The sequence below is a fragment of the Stutzerimonas stutzeri genome, from assembly GCF_024448985.1.
In the GTDB taxonomy this organism is placed as follows: Bacteria; Pseudomonadota; Gammaproteobacteria; order Pseudomonadales; family Pseudomonadaceae; genus Stutzerimonas; species Stutzerimonas stutzeri_AP.
This window is the reverse complement of sequence record NZ_JAMOII010000003.1, coordinates 324999-339012: the sequence shown is the minus strand read 5'-3', so window position 1 is coordinate 339012 and position 14014 is coordinate 324999. Positions and strand designations below refer to the sequence as shown.

The following is a 14014-nucleotide window of genomic DNA, read 5'->3' as shown; positions in this document are numbered from 1 at the left end:
CATGGAAAACGCTTGGAATCGGGGTCTGAACGGCACGAGATGGCCTGGGCGTTGATTGCATTGCCCCCCTCCTTTCTCCATACTTGCCGCCGTTTTTGCCCCCTGAAATGCCATTTAGCGTGGAAGCCTTGCATGAGCACAGCAATAAGTGAGACTGCATATAACTATAAGGTGATTCGCCAATTCGCCATCATGACGGTGGTGTGGGGAATCATTGGGATGGGTATGGGCGTCCTTATCGCCTCGCAGTTGGTGTGGCCCTCACTCAACTTTGACCTGCCCTGGGCCAGCTTTGGCCGCCTACGTCCGTTGCACACCAATCTGGTGATTTTCGCCTTCGGCGGCTGCGCCCTGATGGCAACATCCCTATACGTGGCCCAGCGGACCTCGCAGACGCGTCTGTTTTCCGACGGCCTGGCCGCCTTCACCTTCTGGGGCTGGCAAGCGGTCATCGTTCTGGCCGTGATCACCCTGCCGCTGGGCTTCACTAGCTCCAAGGAATACGCCGAGCTGGAATGGCCGATCGATATCCTGCTGGCGATCGTCTGGATCAGCTACGCGACGGTATTCTTCGGCACCATCATGAAGCGCAAGGTCCGCCACATCTATGTGGGCAACTGGTTCTTCGGCGGTTTCATCCTGGTCACGGCGATGCTGCACATCGTCAACAACCTGGAAATCCCGGTGTCCTGGTTCAAGTCCTACTCGATCTACGCGGGCGCTACCGACGCGATGGTTCAGTGGTGGTACGGTCACAACGCGGTTGGTTTCTTTCTGACCACCGGCTTCCTGGGCATGATGTATTACTTCGTTCCGAAGCAGGCTGGCCGCCCGGTCTACTCCTATCGTCTGTCCATCGTGCACTTCTGGGCATTGATCACCCTGTACATCTGGGCTGGTCCGCACCACCTGCACTACACCGCACTGCCGGACTGGGCACAGAGCCTGGGCATGGTGATGTCGATCATCCTGCTGGCGCCGAGCTGGGGCGGCATGATCAACGGCATGATGACCCTGTCGGGCGCCTGGCATAAGCTGCGCACCGACCCGATCCTACGCTTCCTGGTCGTATCCCTGGCGTTCTACGGCATGTCGACCTTCGAAGGTCCGATGATGGCCATCAAGACCGTCAACGCCCTTTCCCACTACACCGACTGGACCATTGGCCACGTACACGCCGGCGCGCTCGGCTGGGTAGCGATGATCACCATCGGCTCCATGTATCACCTGATTCCGAAGGTCTTCGCTCGCGAGCAGATGCACAGCATCGGCCTGATCAACGCTCACTTCTGGCTGGCCACCATCGGCACCGTGCTCTACATCGCTTCGATGTGGGTCAACGGCATCACTCAGGGTCTGATGTGGCGTGCGATCAACGAAGACGGCACCCTCACCTACTCTTTCGTCGAGGCGCTGGAAGCCAGCCATCCGGGCTTCATCGTTCGGGCGCTGGGCGGTGCATTCTTCCTCGCCGGCATGCTGCTGATGGCTTACAACACCTGGCGTACCGTGCGTGCCGCCAAGCCGGCTGAATTCGAAGCCGCCGCGCAGATCGCCTGAGGAACCGTTAAATGAAGAATCACGAAATACTCGAAAAGAACATCGGTCTGCTGACCCTGTTCATGATCCTCGCGGTGAGCATCGGTGGTCTGACACAGATCGTTCCGCTGTTCTTCCAGGACGTGGTCAACGAGCCGGTGGAAGGCATGAAGCCCTACACCGCGCTGCAGCTCGAAGGGCGTGACCTGTACATCCGTGAAGGCTGCGTCGGTTGCCATTCGCAGATGGTTCGTCCGTTCCGCGCCGAGACCGAGCGCTACGGTCATTACTCAGTCGCTGGTGAAAGCGTCTACGACCATCCGTTCCTGTGGGGCTCCAAGCGTACTGGCCCGGATCTGGCCCGTGTCGGCGGTCGCTATTCCGATGACTGGCACCGCGCGCACCTGTACAACCCGCGCAACGTGGTACCGGAGTCCAAAATGCCTTCCTACCCCTGGTTGGTAGAGAACAGCCTGGACGGAAAAAATACCGCCAAGAAGATGGAAGCCTTGCGCACCCTGGGCGTGCCTTACACCGATGAAGACATCGCCGGTGCGAAGGACGCGGTCAAGGGTAAGACCGAAATGGATGCCATGGTGGCCTACTTGCAGGTCCTTGGCACTGCACTCACCAACAAACGGTAACGCACCATGGAAATCGGGACTCTTCGCGGTCTGGGCACCATTCTTGTTTTCGTCGCCTTCATTGGCATCGTGCTCTGGGCCTACAGCAGCAAACGCAAGAAAAGCTTCGATGAAGCCGCCAACTTGCCCTTCGCAGACGAGCCCGACGCCAAGAAGCGTGAAGAAGAAGCTTCCAGGAGTAAGAAATAGATGACCTCGTTTTGGAGTTGGTATATCACCCTGCTCAGCCTGGGGACCATTGCGGCACTGGTCTGGCTGCTGCTTGCGACTCGCAAGGGACAACGCCACGACAGCACCGAAGAAACCGTCGGCCATTCCTATGACGGTATCGAGGAGTATGACAACCCGCTCCCGCGCTGGTGGTTCATGCTGTTCGTCGCCACCGTGATCTTTGCCCTTGGCTATCTGGTTCTGTACCCAGGCCTGGGTAACTGGAAAGGCGTGATGCCCGGCTATGAAGGTGGCTGGACCCAGGTCAAGGAATGGCAGCGTGAAGTCGACAAGGCAAACGAACAGTACGGCCCGCTCTACGCCAAGTTCGCAGCGATGCCGGTCGAGCAAGTGGCGCAGGATCCGCAAGCCCTGAAAATGGGTGGCCGCCTGTTCGCTTCCAACTGCTCCGTCTGCCATGGCTCGGACGCCAAAGGTGCCTACGGCTTCCCCAACCTGACCGACCATGACTGGCTGTGGGGCGGCGCGCCCGAAACCATCAAGACCACCATCATGGGTGGACGTCAGGCCGTCATGCCGGCGTGGCGTGATGTGATCGGTGAAGAAGGCATTCGCAACGTGGCTGGTTACGTCCGTACTCTGTCCGGCCGGGAGATTCCTGAAGGCATCAACGCCGACGTTGAGCAGGGTCAAAAGATCTTCGCTGCCAACTGCGTAGCCTGTCATGGAGCCGACGGTAAAGGCACCGAAGCCATGGGCGCACCGAACCTGACCGACAACGTCTGGCTGTACGGCTCGAGCTTCGGTCAGATTCAGCAGACCCTGCGCTATGGCCGAAACGGTCGCATGCCAGCCCAGGAACACATCCTTGGCAATGACAAGGTGCATTTGCTGGCGGCTTATGTGTACAGCCTCTCGCAACAGCCGGAGAACTGATCCAACCCGCACAGGCGCGACTTACGGTCGCACCTGATGCCGGCTATCGAGGCGTACCATTTGCAACAGGTCAGCTAAGGATCACGGTCGACACGTATTGACCGGGACACTCACCCTCCGCCGTGGTACGCATTCGATGTCTGAGCAAATTCCCGTCCATGATGTAACTCCTCCGGCCAAGGTCAATGCTTCATCCGACCTCTACGCCGCCCGCGAAAAAATCTACACACGCTCCTTTACCGGCCTGTTCCGCAACCTGCGACTCGTCGGCGGTGCGCTGCTGTTCGCGCTCTATTTCGGCACCGTATGGCTTAACTGGAACGGTCGCCAGGCCGTCTGGTGGGACCTGCCCGAGCGCAAGTTCTATATTTTTGGCGCTACCTTCTGGCCACAGGATTTCATTCTTCTTTCCGCGCTGCTGATCATCTGCGCGTTTGGACTGTTCTTCATCACCGTATTCGCTGGCCGCGTCTGGTGTGGCTACACCTGCCCCCAGAGCGTGTTCACCTGGGTATTCATGTGGGCGGAAAAGATCACCGAAGGTGATCGCAACCAGCGTATGAAGCTCGACAATGCCCCGATGAGCGCCGGTAAATTTGGGCGCAGGCTGGCCAAACATGCCATCTGGCTGGGCGTTTCGCTGGTCGTCGGTATTACCTTCGTCGGCTACTTCACGCCGATTCGTGAATTGGTGCCGGACCTATTCACACTGGAAGTCGGCGGCTGGGCGCTGTTCTGGGTCGGCTTCTTCACCCTCGCCACCTATGGCAACGCCGGTTTCCTGCGCGAGCAGGTGTGCATCTACATGTGTCCCTACGCGCGCTTCCAGAGCGTGATGTTCGACAAGGATACGCTGATCGTTTCCTACGACCCGCGCCGTGGCGAGCGCCGCGGCCCGCGCAAGAAGGACGCCGACTACAAGGCCCTGGGCCTCGGTGACTGCATCGATTGCACCATGTGCGTACAAGTCTGCCCGACCGGCATCGACATTCGCGACGGCCTGCAAGTCGAGTGCATCGGCTGCGCGGCCTGCATCGACGCCTGCGACACCATCATGGACAAGATGAACTACCCAAGGGGTCTGATCAGCTACACCACGGAGCACAACCTGTCGGGGCAGAAAACCCGGCTAGCTCGGCCGAGACTGATCGGCTATGCCATCGCATTGCTTGCGATGATGGCTGTGTTTGCGTATTCCGTCTCGGACCGCGCACTAGTCAAGCTCGACGTACTCAAGGACCGCATGCTCTATCGCGAGAACGAGCAAGGCAGGATCGAGAACGTTTATACGCTGAAAGTGATGAACAAGGCTCAGAACGAGCAGACCTTCATCATCGAAGCCACTGGGCTGGACGGCCTGCAATACGAAGGCCGCAACGAGATCCACGCCGCCGCTGGCGAGCTGGTCACGGTCCCGGTGGAGCTTTCGGTCGCACCGGAACAACTTCCATCGAGCACCAATGAAATAGTCTTCCACATCAGATCGGCAGACGATTCCGCAATCGAAGATGAAGCCGAAAGCCGCTTCATCGGCCCCAGCATTCGTTGAACAGGTAGTACATGAAAGCATCCTCCGATACTGAAAATAGCCGTTGGTACAAGCAATTCTGGGCCTGGTTCGTCATCGGCATCCTGATGATGTCGGTGATCCTCGGCACCTCGATGCTGGTCATCGCGATCCGCAATTCCGACACGCTGGTATCGGACAATTATTACGATGCCGGCAAGGGCATCAACCAGTCGCTGGAGCGCGAAAAGCTCGCCGAGCGCTTGCAAGTACAGGCACAGCTGACGCTCAACGACGATCGTGGGCTGGCCGAGGTACAGTTGAGCGGCCATAGCGGGCCACAGCAACTGGTACTCAACCTGCTCTCCCCCACTCAGCCCGAACGCGACCGCCGCATCGTGCTCCAACCCCAGGGTAACGGCTTCTACCAAGGGCAGATGCAAGAGCCGGTCACTGGCCGGCGTTATGTCGAATTGCTCGGTCGCGAGGGCGATCAGGATTGGCGTCTGTTCGAGGAAAAGGACATCGTGAGCGGCCAGAAGCTCGAATTAAGCTACTGACCGGTCGATGGCGAACCCAACCCCCTGCTTTCACTGCGGCCTGCCGGTTCCCGCCGGCAGCGCCTTTCACGCCCGCGTTCTCAATGAACAGCGGGCGCTTTGCTGTCCAGGTTGCCAGGCGGTCGCAGAAGCGATCATTCAAGGCGGTCTGGAAAGCTACTATCTGCATCGCAGCGATACCTCCATCAATCCCGGCGCCCTGCCGCAGGCGCTGAGCGAAGAGCTGGCACTTTACGACCGCAAGGATGTGCAACAGCCGTTCGTGCAGCACGAAGGCGAGCTGGCCGACACTTCACTGATGATCGAGGGCATCAGTTGCGCGGCTTGTGGTTGGCTGATCGAAAAACACCTGCGGGGATTCGATGGAGTCGCCGAAGCCAACCTCAATCTTTCCAATCATCGCTTGCGGGTGCGTTGGAACGACGCGGCCCTGCCGCTCAGCGAATTGCTCGCCGAACTTCGGCGCATCGGCTATGCCGCTCATCCTTACCAGGCCGATCAGGCGGCGGAACAGCTCGCACGGGAAAACCGCCGCAGCATGCGTCAACTGGGTGTGACCGGGTTGCTCTGGATGCAGGTGATGATGGCAACCATGGCGACATGGCCGGAATTCAATCTGGATCTTTCAGAAAGCTTCTTCGTCACCCTGCGCTGGACCGCGCTGGTGCTCACCACGCCTATCGTTTTCTATTGCTGCACCGACTTCTTCAAGGGCGCGTTGCGGGACTTGCGTACCCGCCACCTGAGCATGGACGTTTCGGTATCGCTGGCGATCGGAGGAGCCTACATCGCTGGGATCTGGTCGACAGTGACCGGTCAGGGCGAGCTGTACTTCGACGCCGTGGGCATGTTTGCCCTGTTCCTGCTCGCCGGACGCTTTCTCGAACGCCGCGCACGCGAACGCACGGCCGCAGCGACTGCGCAGCTGGTCAATCTGCTACCGGCGTCGTGCCTGAAGCTCGTCGAAAAAGGCCAGACGGCACGCATTCTGCTGAGCGAGTTGCAGGTCGGCGATCATGTGCTGGTACATCCCGGCGCACTGATCCCGGCCGATGGTCGCATCGTCAGCGGGCAATCGAGCGTCGATGAATCGGTTCTTACCGGAGAGTATCTACCGCAGCCACGAAGTATCGGCGACGCGGTTACCGCCGGCACCCTCAACGTCGAAGGCGCCCTGACTCTAGAAGTCCAGGCACTGGGTGACAACACTCGCCTCTCCGCCATCGTCGGTCTGCTGGAGCGCGCCCAATCGGATAAACCACGCCTCGCCGAGCTGGCCGATCGTGTCGCGCAGTGGTTCCTGCTGATCGTGCTACTGACCGCTGCCGTTGTCGGCATCGTCTGGTGGCAGATTGATCCTCAACGCGCGTTCTGGATCGTTCTCGCCTTGCTGGTCGCGACCTGCCCCTGCGCGCTGTCGTTGGCCACCCCGACCGCCTTGACTACCGCCACCGGGACGCTGCACAAGCTCGGGCTGCTGCTCACCCGCGGGCACGTTCTGGAGGGGCTCAATCAGATCGATACCGTGATTTTCGACAAGACCGGTACCCTCACCGAAGGACGTCTGACGCTGAGCGAGGTCCGGCCACTGGGCGAGCTAGATGCCAACGCATGCCTGGAGCTGGCCGCCGCGCTGGAAAACCGCTCGGAGCACCCGATCGCCAGAGCGTTCGGCCGCGCGCCGCAAGCAGCCGATGCGGTGGACAGCACTCCTGGGCTGGGCCTGCAGGGATCGGTTGCTGGACGCGTTCTGCGTATTGGCCAGCCGGGCTTTGTTGCGGCCGGCTATGCAGGCGTCGCGCCCGAAATTCCGGGCGACAAGGGCCAATGGTTGTTGCTTGGCGACACGCAGGGACCACTCGCGTGGTTAGTGCTCGATGACCGTCTGCGCGGCGATGCGCCTGCACTGCTGCAAGCTTGCAAAAACCGTGGCTGGAAAACAGTGCTGCTATCCGGTGACAGCTCGCCGATGGTTGGCGAAATCGCTCGACAGCTCGGCATCGAAGACGCACACGCTGGCATGACCCCGAACGACAAACTCGCCCATCTACAAAGGCTGCAAGCCGAAGGTCGTCGCGTGCTGATGCTTGGCGATGGCGTCAACGACGCTCCGGTTTTGGCTGCGGCGGACATCAGCGTAGCAATGGGCTCGGCGACCGACCTGGCCAAAACCAGCGCCGATGCCGTCCTGCTCACCAACCGGCTCGACAGCCTGGTGCAAGCTTTCGCCGTGGCGCGCCGCAGCCGTCGCATCATCATCGAAAACCTCGCCTGGGCGAGCCTGTATAACGGCTTGATTCTGCCATTCGCCGCCATCGGCTGGGTAACGCCGTTGTGGGCAGCCCTGGGCATGTCGGCAAGTTCACTGGTGGTGGTGCTCAATGCATTGCGACTGACGCGCCTGCCTGCTCCATCTGCGCCCCGACATTCTGCTCTGCCGGGCGTAGGATAGTCCGCGTCTGCCAAGGCTGCGTAGCCGAACCCATCTGGAGACCCGCTATGGCCGCACTTTACATTCTGATTCCCGTCGCCGTGGTTCTGGTCGCACTGGCTATCTGGGTATTTTTCTGGGCGGTCGACAGTGGCCAGTACGACGATCTGGACGGCCCTGCCCACAGCATCCTGTTCGACGAGGAAGACCCCAAGCATCGCGCCGGCATCGAAGAAGCGGACAAGGGCAGCGACGAGGGAAAAAACGATCATGACTGAGCTATTGCCGCTGCTGGTGTCGGCATTCGTACTCGGCTTGCTGGGCGGCGGGCACTGCCTGGGCATGTGCGGCGGCCTGATGGGCGCACTGACCATGGCAATCCCGGCGCAACAGCGCGGCAGACGCCTGCGTTTGCTGCTGGCATACAACCTGGGACGAGTGCTCAGCTACGCCAGTGCGGGTCTGCTCATCGGGCTGGCCGGCTGGGCAGTAGCCAATAGCCCAGCCGCCATGGCGCTACGAGTCGTAGCCGCGGTGTTGCTCATCAGCATGGGGCTTTATCTGGCCGGCTGGTGGAGTGGACTGACGCGTGTCGAAGCAGTAGGACGCGGCCTCTGGCGTCACATCCAACCTTTCGCCAGTCGGCTCATGCCGGTCCGCAGCGTGCCGCGAGCCTTGCTGCTTGGCACGCTCTGGGGTTGGCTACCTTGCGGCCTGGTCTACAGCACATTGCTATGGGCTGCGAGCCAAGGCGACGCGTTGGACAGTGCACTGCTGATGCTGACATTCGGTATCGGCACCTGGCCCGTACTCCTGGCGACCGGCCTGGCCGCCGAACGACTCACCGCGGTATTACGCAAACGCGGCGTGAGAACGATCGGCGGCATCACGGTAATCCTTTTCGGCGTTTGGACACTTCCCGGCCCGCATCAGCACTGGTTGATGGGTCATTAACTGGAAGCTGGAAGAAGCGCAGGCAGGTAATCCGTCTAATTTACCTGCGGTGCATCCAGCTTCCTTCCGGCTTCAAGCTTCAAGCTTCAAGCTTCAAGCTGCTCTAGTCCGGCTCTTTCGGCATTTGACGCTTGTGTGCCGACTTGTCGTAGGTCTCGACGATGATGCGAGCCGCCTCGTCAGGAACCGGCAGGCCTTGCAGGAACGCATCGATATTCTGATAGCTCACCCCATGCGCGTCTTCGTCCGGCTTGCCTGGCGAGAGCTCTTCCAGATCAGCTGTCGGCACCTTCTTGACCAATTGCTCGGGCGCGCCTAACGCGGCGGCCAATTCCCGCACCTGATGCTTGACCAGCCCAGCCAGCGGTGTGAGGTCACAGGCGCCATCACCGAATTTGGTGAAGAATCCCATCACCGCTTCGGCCGCATGATCGGTGCCGATCACCAGACCTTGTCGTGCATTAGCAATGGTGTACTGAGCTACCATGCGCATCCGCGCCTTGGTGTTGCCCAGCACGAAGTCGCGCTTCGCCGGAGTCAAGTCATCGAGCGCCTCGGTCGCCCGTGCCAAGCCCTGCACTGCGGCGCCGATGTTGACCGTATGGCATTCATCCGGCTTTATCGAGTCAATCGCCAGCTGCGCTTCGTCCTCGTCATGCTGAACCTGATACGGCAGACGGACCGCAATGAAGCGGTAATCGTCGCCCTCCCCGGCAGCACGCATCCCCTCCACAGCACGCTGAGCAAGCAGGCCAGCCGTGGTCGAATCGACGCCACCGCTGATCCCCAGAACCAGAGTTTTCATGCCCGAATCGCGCAGGCATGCCTGGATGAAGGCAACCCGCCGATCGATATCGGCCTGGACCGCTGCAGGCCCATCAAACGGTGAGCAAACGTTGAGTGCGGCAGCGATCTCTTGTTGGCGACTATGCATGTGTGTCTCCTATGCGGATGAACGGTTTCGGTTCAAGCCCTAGTTTGACTAATCCGACCACGGTTCGGCGATAAATCTCCATGTCCGCGCCACCGGTCTCGGCGCCCACCGCTGGGCCTGGACTTGCTTGATACAGGTCAAGTCTACGCGGAAGCGCCAGTCCTAGAATCCCGTCACCGCAGTCAAACCGAGACCGTATGATGCTCGACGCCATTCGCTGGGATGCCGACCTGATCCATCGTTACGGTCAGGCTGGGCCGAGCCACCCGTCATATCCCGCGGCGTTCCAGTTCAGCGGGGGACTGAGCTCTTTCGATCTGCTGCATGCATTGCGCCGCAGTCGACAGGCCAGCCGCCCGCTTTCGCTTTATATCCATCTACCGTTCTGCGCAACGGCCTGCTACCACTGCCACCGCAACAAGGTCATCACGAGCGACCGCAGCCGCATCCAATCCTATTTGCAACGGCTGGAACAGGAAATCGAGATGATTGCCTGTCATCTCGCCCCGCATCAGGTGGTCGAGCAGCTGCATGTCGGCGGCGGCACGCCTAACTTGCTCAGCCATGACGATCTGCGACGACTGATGGCGCATCTGCGCAAGCATTTCAATCTGCAGGACGACGATCACGCCGACTTCAGTATCGAAATCGATCCCCGCGAAGCGGGCTGGCCGACGATGGGATTGCTCCGCGAGCTTGGCTTCAATCGGATAAGTGTGGGTCTGCAGGCGCTGGATCCAGATGTACAACAAGCCATTAATCGGCCGCAGACGATCGAGCAGACCCAGACGATCATCGAGGCAGCTCGGACCCTGCAATACCGCTCGCTACATATGGACCTCGTCTATGGCCTGCCACTGCAGACCCGCGAACGCTTCGCTCGCACGGTAGAAGCTGTTCTTGCGCTGCAGCCTGATCGCATATCTGTTTCAAATCACGTTCATCTACCCGAACGGCACATGACGCAGAGACGAATAAGCGCCACGGACCTACCCGCATCGAGCGACCAGCTGGCAATGCTGCAACACAGCGTGGAACAACTGACCCGCTCCGGCTACCGCTATATCGGCATGGATCAGTTCGCCCTGCCTGATGACGAGCTGGCAATGGCGCAGGAGGACGGCACACTAAAACGCAACGTTCAGGGCTACACCACACATGGTCATTGCGATCTGATCGGTCTCGGCGTATCGGCGATCAGCCAGATCGGCGATCTGAACTGCCAGAACCACAGCGATATCACGCTTTATCAGCAGATGCTGGATCAAGGGCAGCTGGCCACGGTTCGCGGGCTACGATGCAGCGAGGACGACCGGATCAGGCACCGGGTGATCGAAGCGATGATCTGTAATTTCGAACTGCGTTTCGACGAAATCGAAAGCGCCCACGGGATCGATTTCAAAACCTATTTCAAGGACAGCTGGCCAGTTCTGGAGCAGATGGCTGCCGACGGACTCATTCAACTCAAGGCAGACACCATCAGCATCCTGCCGGCCGGCCGCCTGCTGGCGAGCTCGGTGTGCATGCAGTTCGACAATCGCCCGCCTCGTCCCGCCCGGCTCTTTTCCCGCGCGATCTGACCTTATGTCGCTCTTGCCTGCGACCCTCGCGCCAATTGGCCTAAGTCACTGGCCTGGGTTAATCTTGCACGTCCCGTAAGGTTTTTCAGGAACCACCGATGTCCGAGTCGATCAAGGTCCGTAAGCAGCCGCAAGCTCATTGCAAAGAATGCAGTCTTTCCGGCCTTTGCTTGCCGCTTTCGTTGAACATGCAGGACATGGATACGCTGGACGAGATCGTCAAGCGCGGGCGCCCGCTGCGAAAGGGTGAAGTGTTGTTCCGCCAGGGTGAGCCGTTCAGCTCGGTTTTCGCCATCCGCTCCGGCGCCCTGCGCACGTTCAGCGTCACCGACGCTGGCGAAGAGCAAATCACCGGTTTCCATCTGCCTAGCGAGCTGGTAGGCCTTTCCGGCATGGATACCGAAACCTATCCGGTAACCGCGCAAGCGCTTGAAACGACTTCGGTGTGCGAAATTCCTTTTGATCGCCTCGATGAACTCAGCGTGTTGCTGCCGCAGCTTCGCCGTCAGTTGATGCGCATCATGAGCCGCGAAATTCGCGATGATCAACAAATGATGCTGTTGCTTTCGAAGAAGAGCGCCGACGAGCGCATCGCAACCTTTCTGATCAACCTGTCGGCCCGCTTCAGTGCGCGCGGATTTTCCGCGAACCAGTTTCGGCTGCCCATGTCGCGCAATGAGATTGGCAATTACTTGGGGCTGGCGGTCGAGACGGTCTCCCGGGTGTTTACCCGCTGCCAGGCCAACGGCCTGCTGGAAGCAGAAGGCAAGGAAGTTCGTATCCTCGATTCAATCCGGTTATGCGCCCTTGCGGGCGGAAACATGGACGCCTAGTAGCGAGAGCCCGTTATGATTTTCGATGAATTTGCCATCAAGACACTGATACGCCCAGTCCTCGATTTCCCCAAGCCGGGTGTGGTATTCCGCGATATCACCCCGCTGCTGCAGTCGCCCAAGGCGCTGCGCATGGTGGCGGACAGCCTGATTCAACGCTATGTCGAAACGAATTTCAGCCATGTAGGCGCACTCGACGCCCGTGGCTTCATCATCGGTTCGATTATCGCCTACGAATTGAACAGACCGCTGATCCTGTTTCGCAAGAAAGGCAAGCTCCCGGCCGACGTGCTGGCCGCGTCCTACAGCACTGAGTACGGCGAAGCCTTCCTTGAAGTTCACGCTGACAGTCTTTGTGAAGGCGATTCGGTGTTGCTGCTGGACGATCTGATCGCCACCGGCGGCACGCTGGTAGCTGCTGCGCAATTGGTTCGCCGCATGGGCGCCCAGGTTCATGAAGCCGCCGCAATCATCGATCTGCCCGAACTGGGTGGATCACGCAAACTGCAGGACATGGGCATTCCCACGTTCACGCTCACCGCATTCGAGCTGAACGAGCGCTGATCATGTTCCGCAGGGCAACGAGGATTATCAGCTGCGCAGTTTTGCTGGTGACGTTCGGCTCCACGTCGTTTGCCCTCGACCGCAACGCGTTACTCGATGATGCGAATCTGCTGCTTCTGCCGCGCGAGCGGCCGTTACCGTCCCTTGAGCTGATAAACGAGCAAGGCCAGGCCGTCAGCACCGATTCTCTTCGCGGACGCTGGCACCTTATGTTCTTCGGGTTCACTGCCTGCCCGGATATCTGCCCCACGACACTGAGCGACATGCGCCGGCTATTCGGCCAACTGCCTTCTGATGTCCGTGAACAGCTCCAGCTGGTGTTGATCACTGCCGATCCGGCGCGCGACACGCCCGAGGTGCTGCGCACCTATCTCGGTTACTACCGCGCCGAATTCGAGGGTCTGACAGGCGACATGGCGCAGCTGCAGAAACTGTCCAAGGCGCTGGGGCTTCCGTTCGTCCCGGCAAAGCAAACCGAAGGAGACTACAGCGTCAGCCACAGCGGCAATCTAGCCATCGTAGGCCCCGATGGCAGCCTGCGCGGCCACATCCGCGCACCCTTGAAGCTGGAGGGGCTGCGCCAGGCCCTGCCGCGGATCATCGGAGCCGAGTGACAATTCTGGCGGGAAAACCAGCCCTAGTGGCAATCCAAGGTGTCGGCTAGGACATAGGCCTGAAATGCCACTTCGTCGATCCAGTACTGAGTGGCTTCAACCAGCATCTCCTGTCCTTGCTCGCTTGAAAGGATCTGCTCGATGCGCTGCTGTAGCAGCGCATCGTCCGCCTCGATCCTCAGTGTCGGCACGGACTCTTCCAGCACGGGCAGCAGCCGATTGTAGCGACGCCATTCCGGTAGCGCGGCGATCTGCTGGAGCAACAACTGATCACCCACTACCGCCTGGCATTCGCCAAGCTTCAACCCAATCAATGTCTGCGCCGCACTTGGATAAGCGCGGGCAATGCCATCGAAGCGAGACACAACGGTAGCGGCATGAGGGTTCCCAGCCGCGATGCAGACGGGTGCGCCAGCAAGGTCAGTCCATTCGGCTGGCCCCGCTTCGGCCGCAGCCAGCGCCGCGATCTCGCTGGAGTAATAGACGGCGCCCGAGCCAACCGCTCCGATACGCAGCTCCGCCTGTGCCTGTGGCTGTGCGTCGGCGAGGTCGATGGCGCTCCCCAACGCCTCACCCAAGCTGGCAAGCCAGGCGGCCTCGAACCCTTCGGTAACCGCCTCCGCTTCAGTCGCCTTGAGCGGCCGATAATCGCCGACTAGCATCGCCTGCAAGGGTGCCGCAAGCGCACTGGCCGGCATCAGCAGCACGATCAACAACCGCAGCAGATGAGACTTCACGGCACCTCCT

15 protein-coding genes are annotated in these 14014 nt (G+C 60.1%); 13 read left to right on the top strand and 2 right to left on the bottom strand.

The features are described 5' to 3' along the window. Positions 1 to 132 precede the first annotated feature (132 nt). From ccoN to NA647_RS07105, 9 genes are all read left to right on the top strand, one after another. The gene (ccoN, locus tag NA647_RS07145) at positions 133 to 1560 is read left to right on the top strand and encodes a cytochrome-c oxidase, cbb3-type subunit I (protein WP_256057031.1); all 1428 of its coding nucleotides are present in this window, start codon (positions 133 to 135) and stop codon (positions 1558 to 1560) included. 11 nt (positions 1561 to 1571) lie between these two features. After that, positions 1572 to 2183, top strand: coding sequence for a cytochrome-c oxidase, cbb3-type subunit II (gene ccoO / locus NA647_RS07140; protein WP_256057030.1), 612 nt, complete (start codon positions 1572 to 1574; stop codon positions 2181 to 2183). A 6-nt stretch (positions 2184 to 2189) separates the two neighbouring features. Next, positions 2190 to 2372 (top strand): cbb3-type cytochrome oxidase subunit 3, encoded by a 183-nt coding sequence (locus NA647_RS07135; RefSeq protein WP_256048272.1) that lies wholly within the window; start codon positions 2190 to 2192, stop codon positions 2370 to 2372. Next, positions 2373 to 3290, top strand: a complete 918-nt coding sequence (ccoP, locus tag NA647_RS07130; RefSeq protein WP_256057029.1) for a cytochrome-c oxidase, cbb3-type subunit III — start codon at positions 2373 to 2375, stop codon at positions 3288 to 3290. It begins immediately after the preceding gene. A 136-nt stretch (positions 3291 to 3426) separates the two neighbouring features. Next, complete coding sequence (gene ccoG, locus NA647_RS07125; RefSeq protein ID WP_256057028.1) at positions 3427 to 4839, top strand: cytochrome c oxidase accessory protein CcoG; 1413 nt, start codon at positions 3427 to 3429, stop codon at positions 4837 to 4839. A gap of 11 nt (positions 4840 to 4850) precedes the next feature. Then, the gene (locus NA647_RS07120) at positions 4851 to 5357 is read left to right on the top strand and encodes a FixH family protein (protein WP_256057027.1); all 507 of its coding nucleotides are present in this window, start codon (positions 4851 to 4853) and stop codon (positions 5355 to 5357) included. Between the two features lie 7 nt (positions 5358 to 5364). Continuing rightward, complete coding sequence (locus tag NA647_RS07115; protein ID WP_256057026.1) at positions 5365 to 7809, top strand: heavy metal translocating P-type ATPase; 2445 nt, start codon at positions 5365 to 5367, stop codon at positions 7807 to 7809. 47 nt (positions 7810 to 7856) lie between these two features. Further along, positions 7857 to 8066 carry a cbb3-type cytochrome oxidase assembly protein CcoS gene (ccoS, locus tag NA647_RS07110; protein ID WP_256057025.1) on the top strand — a complete coding sequence of 70 codons (210 nt, stop codon included), beginning with the start codon at positions 7857 to 7859 and terminating at the stop codon, positions 8064 to 8066. Beyond that, complete coding sequence (locus tag NA647_RS07105) at positions 8059 to 8742, top strand: sulfite exporter TauE/SafE family protein (protein ID WP_256057024.1); 684 nt, start codon at positions 8059 to 8061, stop codon at positions 8740 to 8742. Before ccoS ends, NA647_RS07105 begins: the two co-directional genes overlap by 8 nt. Before the next feature lie 103 nt (positions 8743 to 8845). Here NA647_RS07105 and nadE read toward each other — a convergent pair whose 3' ends face one another. Then, positions 8846 to 9676, bottom strand: a complete 831-nt coding sequence (gene nadE / locus NA647_RS07100) for an ammonia-dependent NAD(+) synthetase (protein ID WP_256057023.1) — start codon at positions 9674 to 9676, stop codon at positions 8846 to 8848. A 200-nt stretch (positions 9677 to 9876) separates the two neighbouring features. Between nadE and hemN the strand changes: the two genes are divergently transcribed. From hemN to NA647_RS07080, 4 genes are all read left to right on the top strand, one after another. Then, complete coding sequence (gene hemN / locus NA647_RS07095; protein ID WP_256057079.1) at positions 9877 to 11256, top strand: oxygen-independent coproporphyrinogen III oxidase; 1380 nt, start codon at positions 9877 to 9879, stop codon at positions 11254 to 11256. Between the two features lie 98 nt (positions 11257 to 11354). After that, entirely contained in the window at positions 11355 to 12089 is a 735-nt protein-coding gene (gene fnr, locus NA647_RS07090; RefSeq protein WP_256057022.1) for a fumarate/nitrate reduction transcriptional regulator Fnr, read from the top strand. A gap of 15 nt (positions 12090 to 12104) precedes the next feature. Further along, on the top strand, positions 12105 to 12653 hold the full coding sequence (locus tag NA647_RS07085; protein WP_256057021.1) for an adenine phosphoribosyltransferase: 549 nt from the start codon (positions 12105 to 12107) through the stop codon (positions 12651 to 12653). Positions 12654 to 12655: 2 nt separating this feature from the next. Further along, a complete protein-coding gene (locus tag NA647_RS07080) occupies positions 12656 to 13267 on the top strand; it encodes an SCO family protein (protein WP_256057020.1) in 612 nt (203 codons plus the stop codon). 23 nt (positions 13268 to 13290) lie between these two features. On the opposite strand, the gene NA647_RS07075 is transcribed toward NA647_RS07080, so the two are convergent. Next, positions 13291 to 14004 carry an amino acid ABC transporter substrate-binding protein gene (locus tag NA647_RS07075; RefSeq protein ID WP_256057019.1) on the bottom strand — a complete coding sequence of 238 codons (714 nt, stop codon included), beginning with the start codon at positions 14002 to 14004 and terminating at the stop codon, positions 13291 to 13293. Positions 14005 to 14014: the final 10 nt, after the last annotated feature.

Excerpts from the sequence above, each read along its gene's own strand:
- nadE (WP_256057023.1), bottom strand. The coding sequence starts at position 9,676 with ATGCATAGTCGCCAACAAGAGATCGCTGCCGCACTCAACGTTTGCTCA.
- ccoO (WP_256057030.1), top strand. The coding sequence starts at position 1,572 with ATGAAGAATCACGAAATACTCGAAAAGAACATCGGTCTGCTGACCCTG.
- NA647_RS07115 (WP_256057026.1), top strand. The coding sequence starts at position 5,365 with ATGGCGAACCCAACCCCCTGCTTTCACTGCGGCCTGCCGGTTCCCGCC.
- NA647_RS07085 (WP_256057021.1), top strand. The coding sequence starts at position 12,105 with ATGATTTTCGATGAATTTGCCATCAAGACACTGATACGCCCAGTCCTC.
- NA647_RS07080 (WP_256057020.1), top strand. The coding sequence starts at position 12,656 with ATGTTCCGCAGGGCAACGAGGATTATCAGCTGCGCAGTTTTGCTGGTG.
- NA647_RS07120 (WP_256057027.1), top strand. The coding sequence starts at position 4,851 with ATGAAAGCATCCTCCGATACTGAAAATAGCCGTTGGTACAAGCAATTC.
- fnr (WP_256057022.1), top strand. The coding sequence starts at position 11,355 with ATGTCCGAGTCGATCAAGGTCCGTAAGCAGCCGCAAGCTCATTGCAAA.
- hemN (WP_256057079.1), top strand. The coding sequence starts at position 9,877 with ATGCTCGACGCCATTCGCTGGGATGCCGACCTGATCCATCGTTACGGT.
- NA647_RS07135 (WP_256048272.1), top strand. The coding sequence starts at position 2,190 with ATGGAAATCGGGACTCTTCGCGGTCTGGGCACCATTCTTGTTTTCGTC.
- ccoS (WP_256057025.1), top strand. The coding sequence starts at position 7,857 with ATGGCCGCACTTTACATTCTGATTCCCGTCGCCGTGGTTCTGGTCGCA.
- NA647_RS07105 (WP_256057024.1), top strand. The coding sequence starts at position 8,059 with ATGACTGAGCTATTGCCGCTGCTGGTGTCGGCATTCGTACTCGGCTTG.
- ccoG (WP_256057028.1), top strand. The coding sequence starts at position 3,427 with ATGTCTGAGCAAATTCCCGTCCATGATGTAACTCCTCCGGCCAAGGTC.
- ccoP (WP_256057029.1), top strand. The coding sequence starts at position 2,373 with ATGACCTCGTTTTGGAGTTGGTATATCACCCTGCTCAGCCTGGGGACC.
- ccoN (WP_256057031.1), top strand. The coding sequence starts at position 133 with ATGAGCACAGCAATAAGTGAGACTGCATATAACTATAAGGTGATTCGC.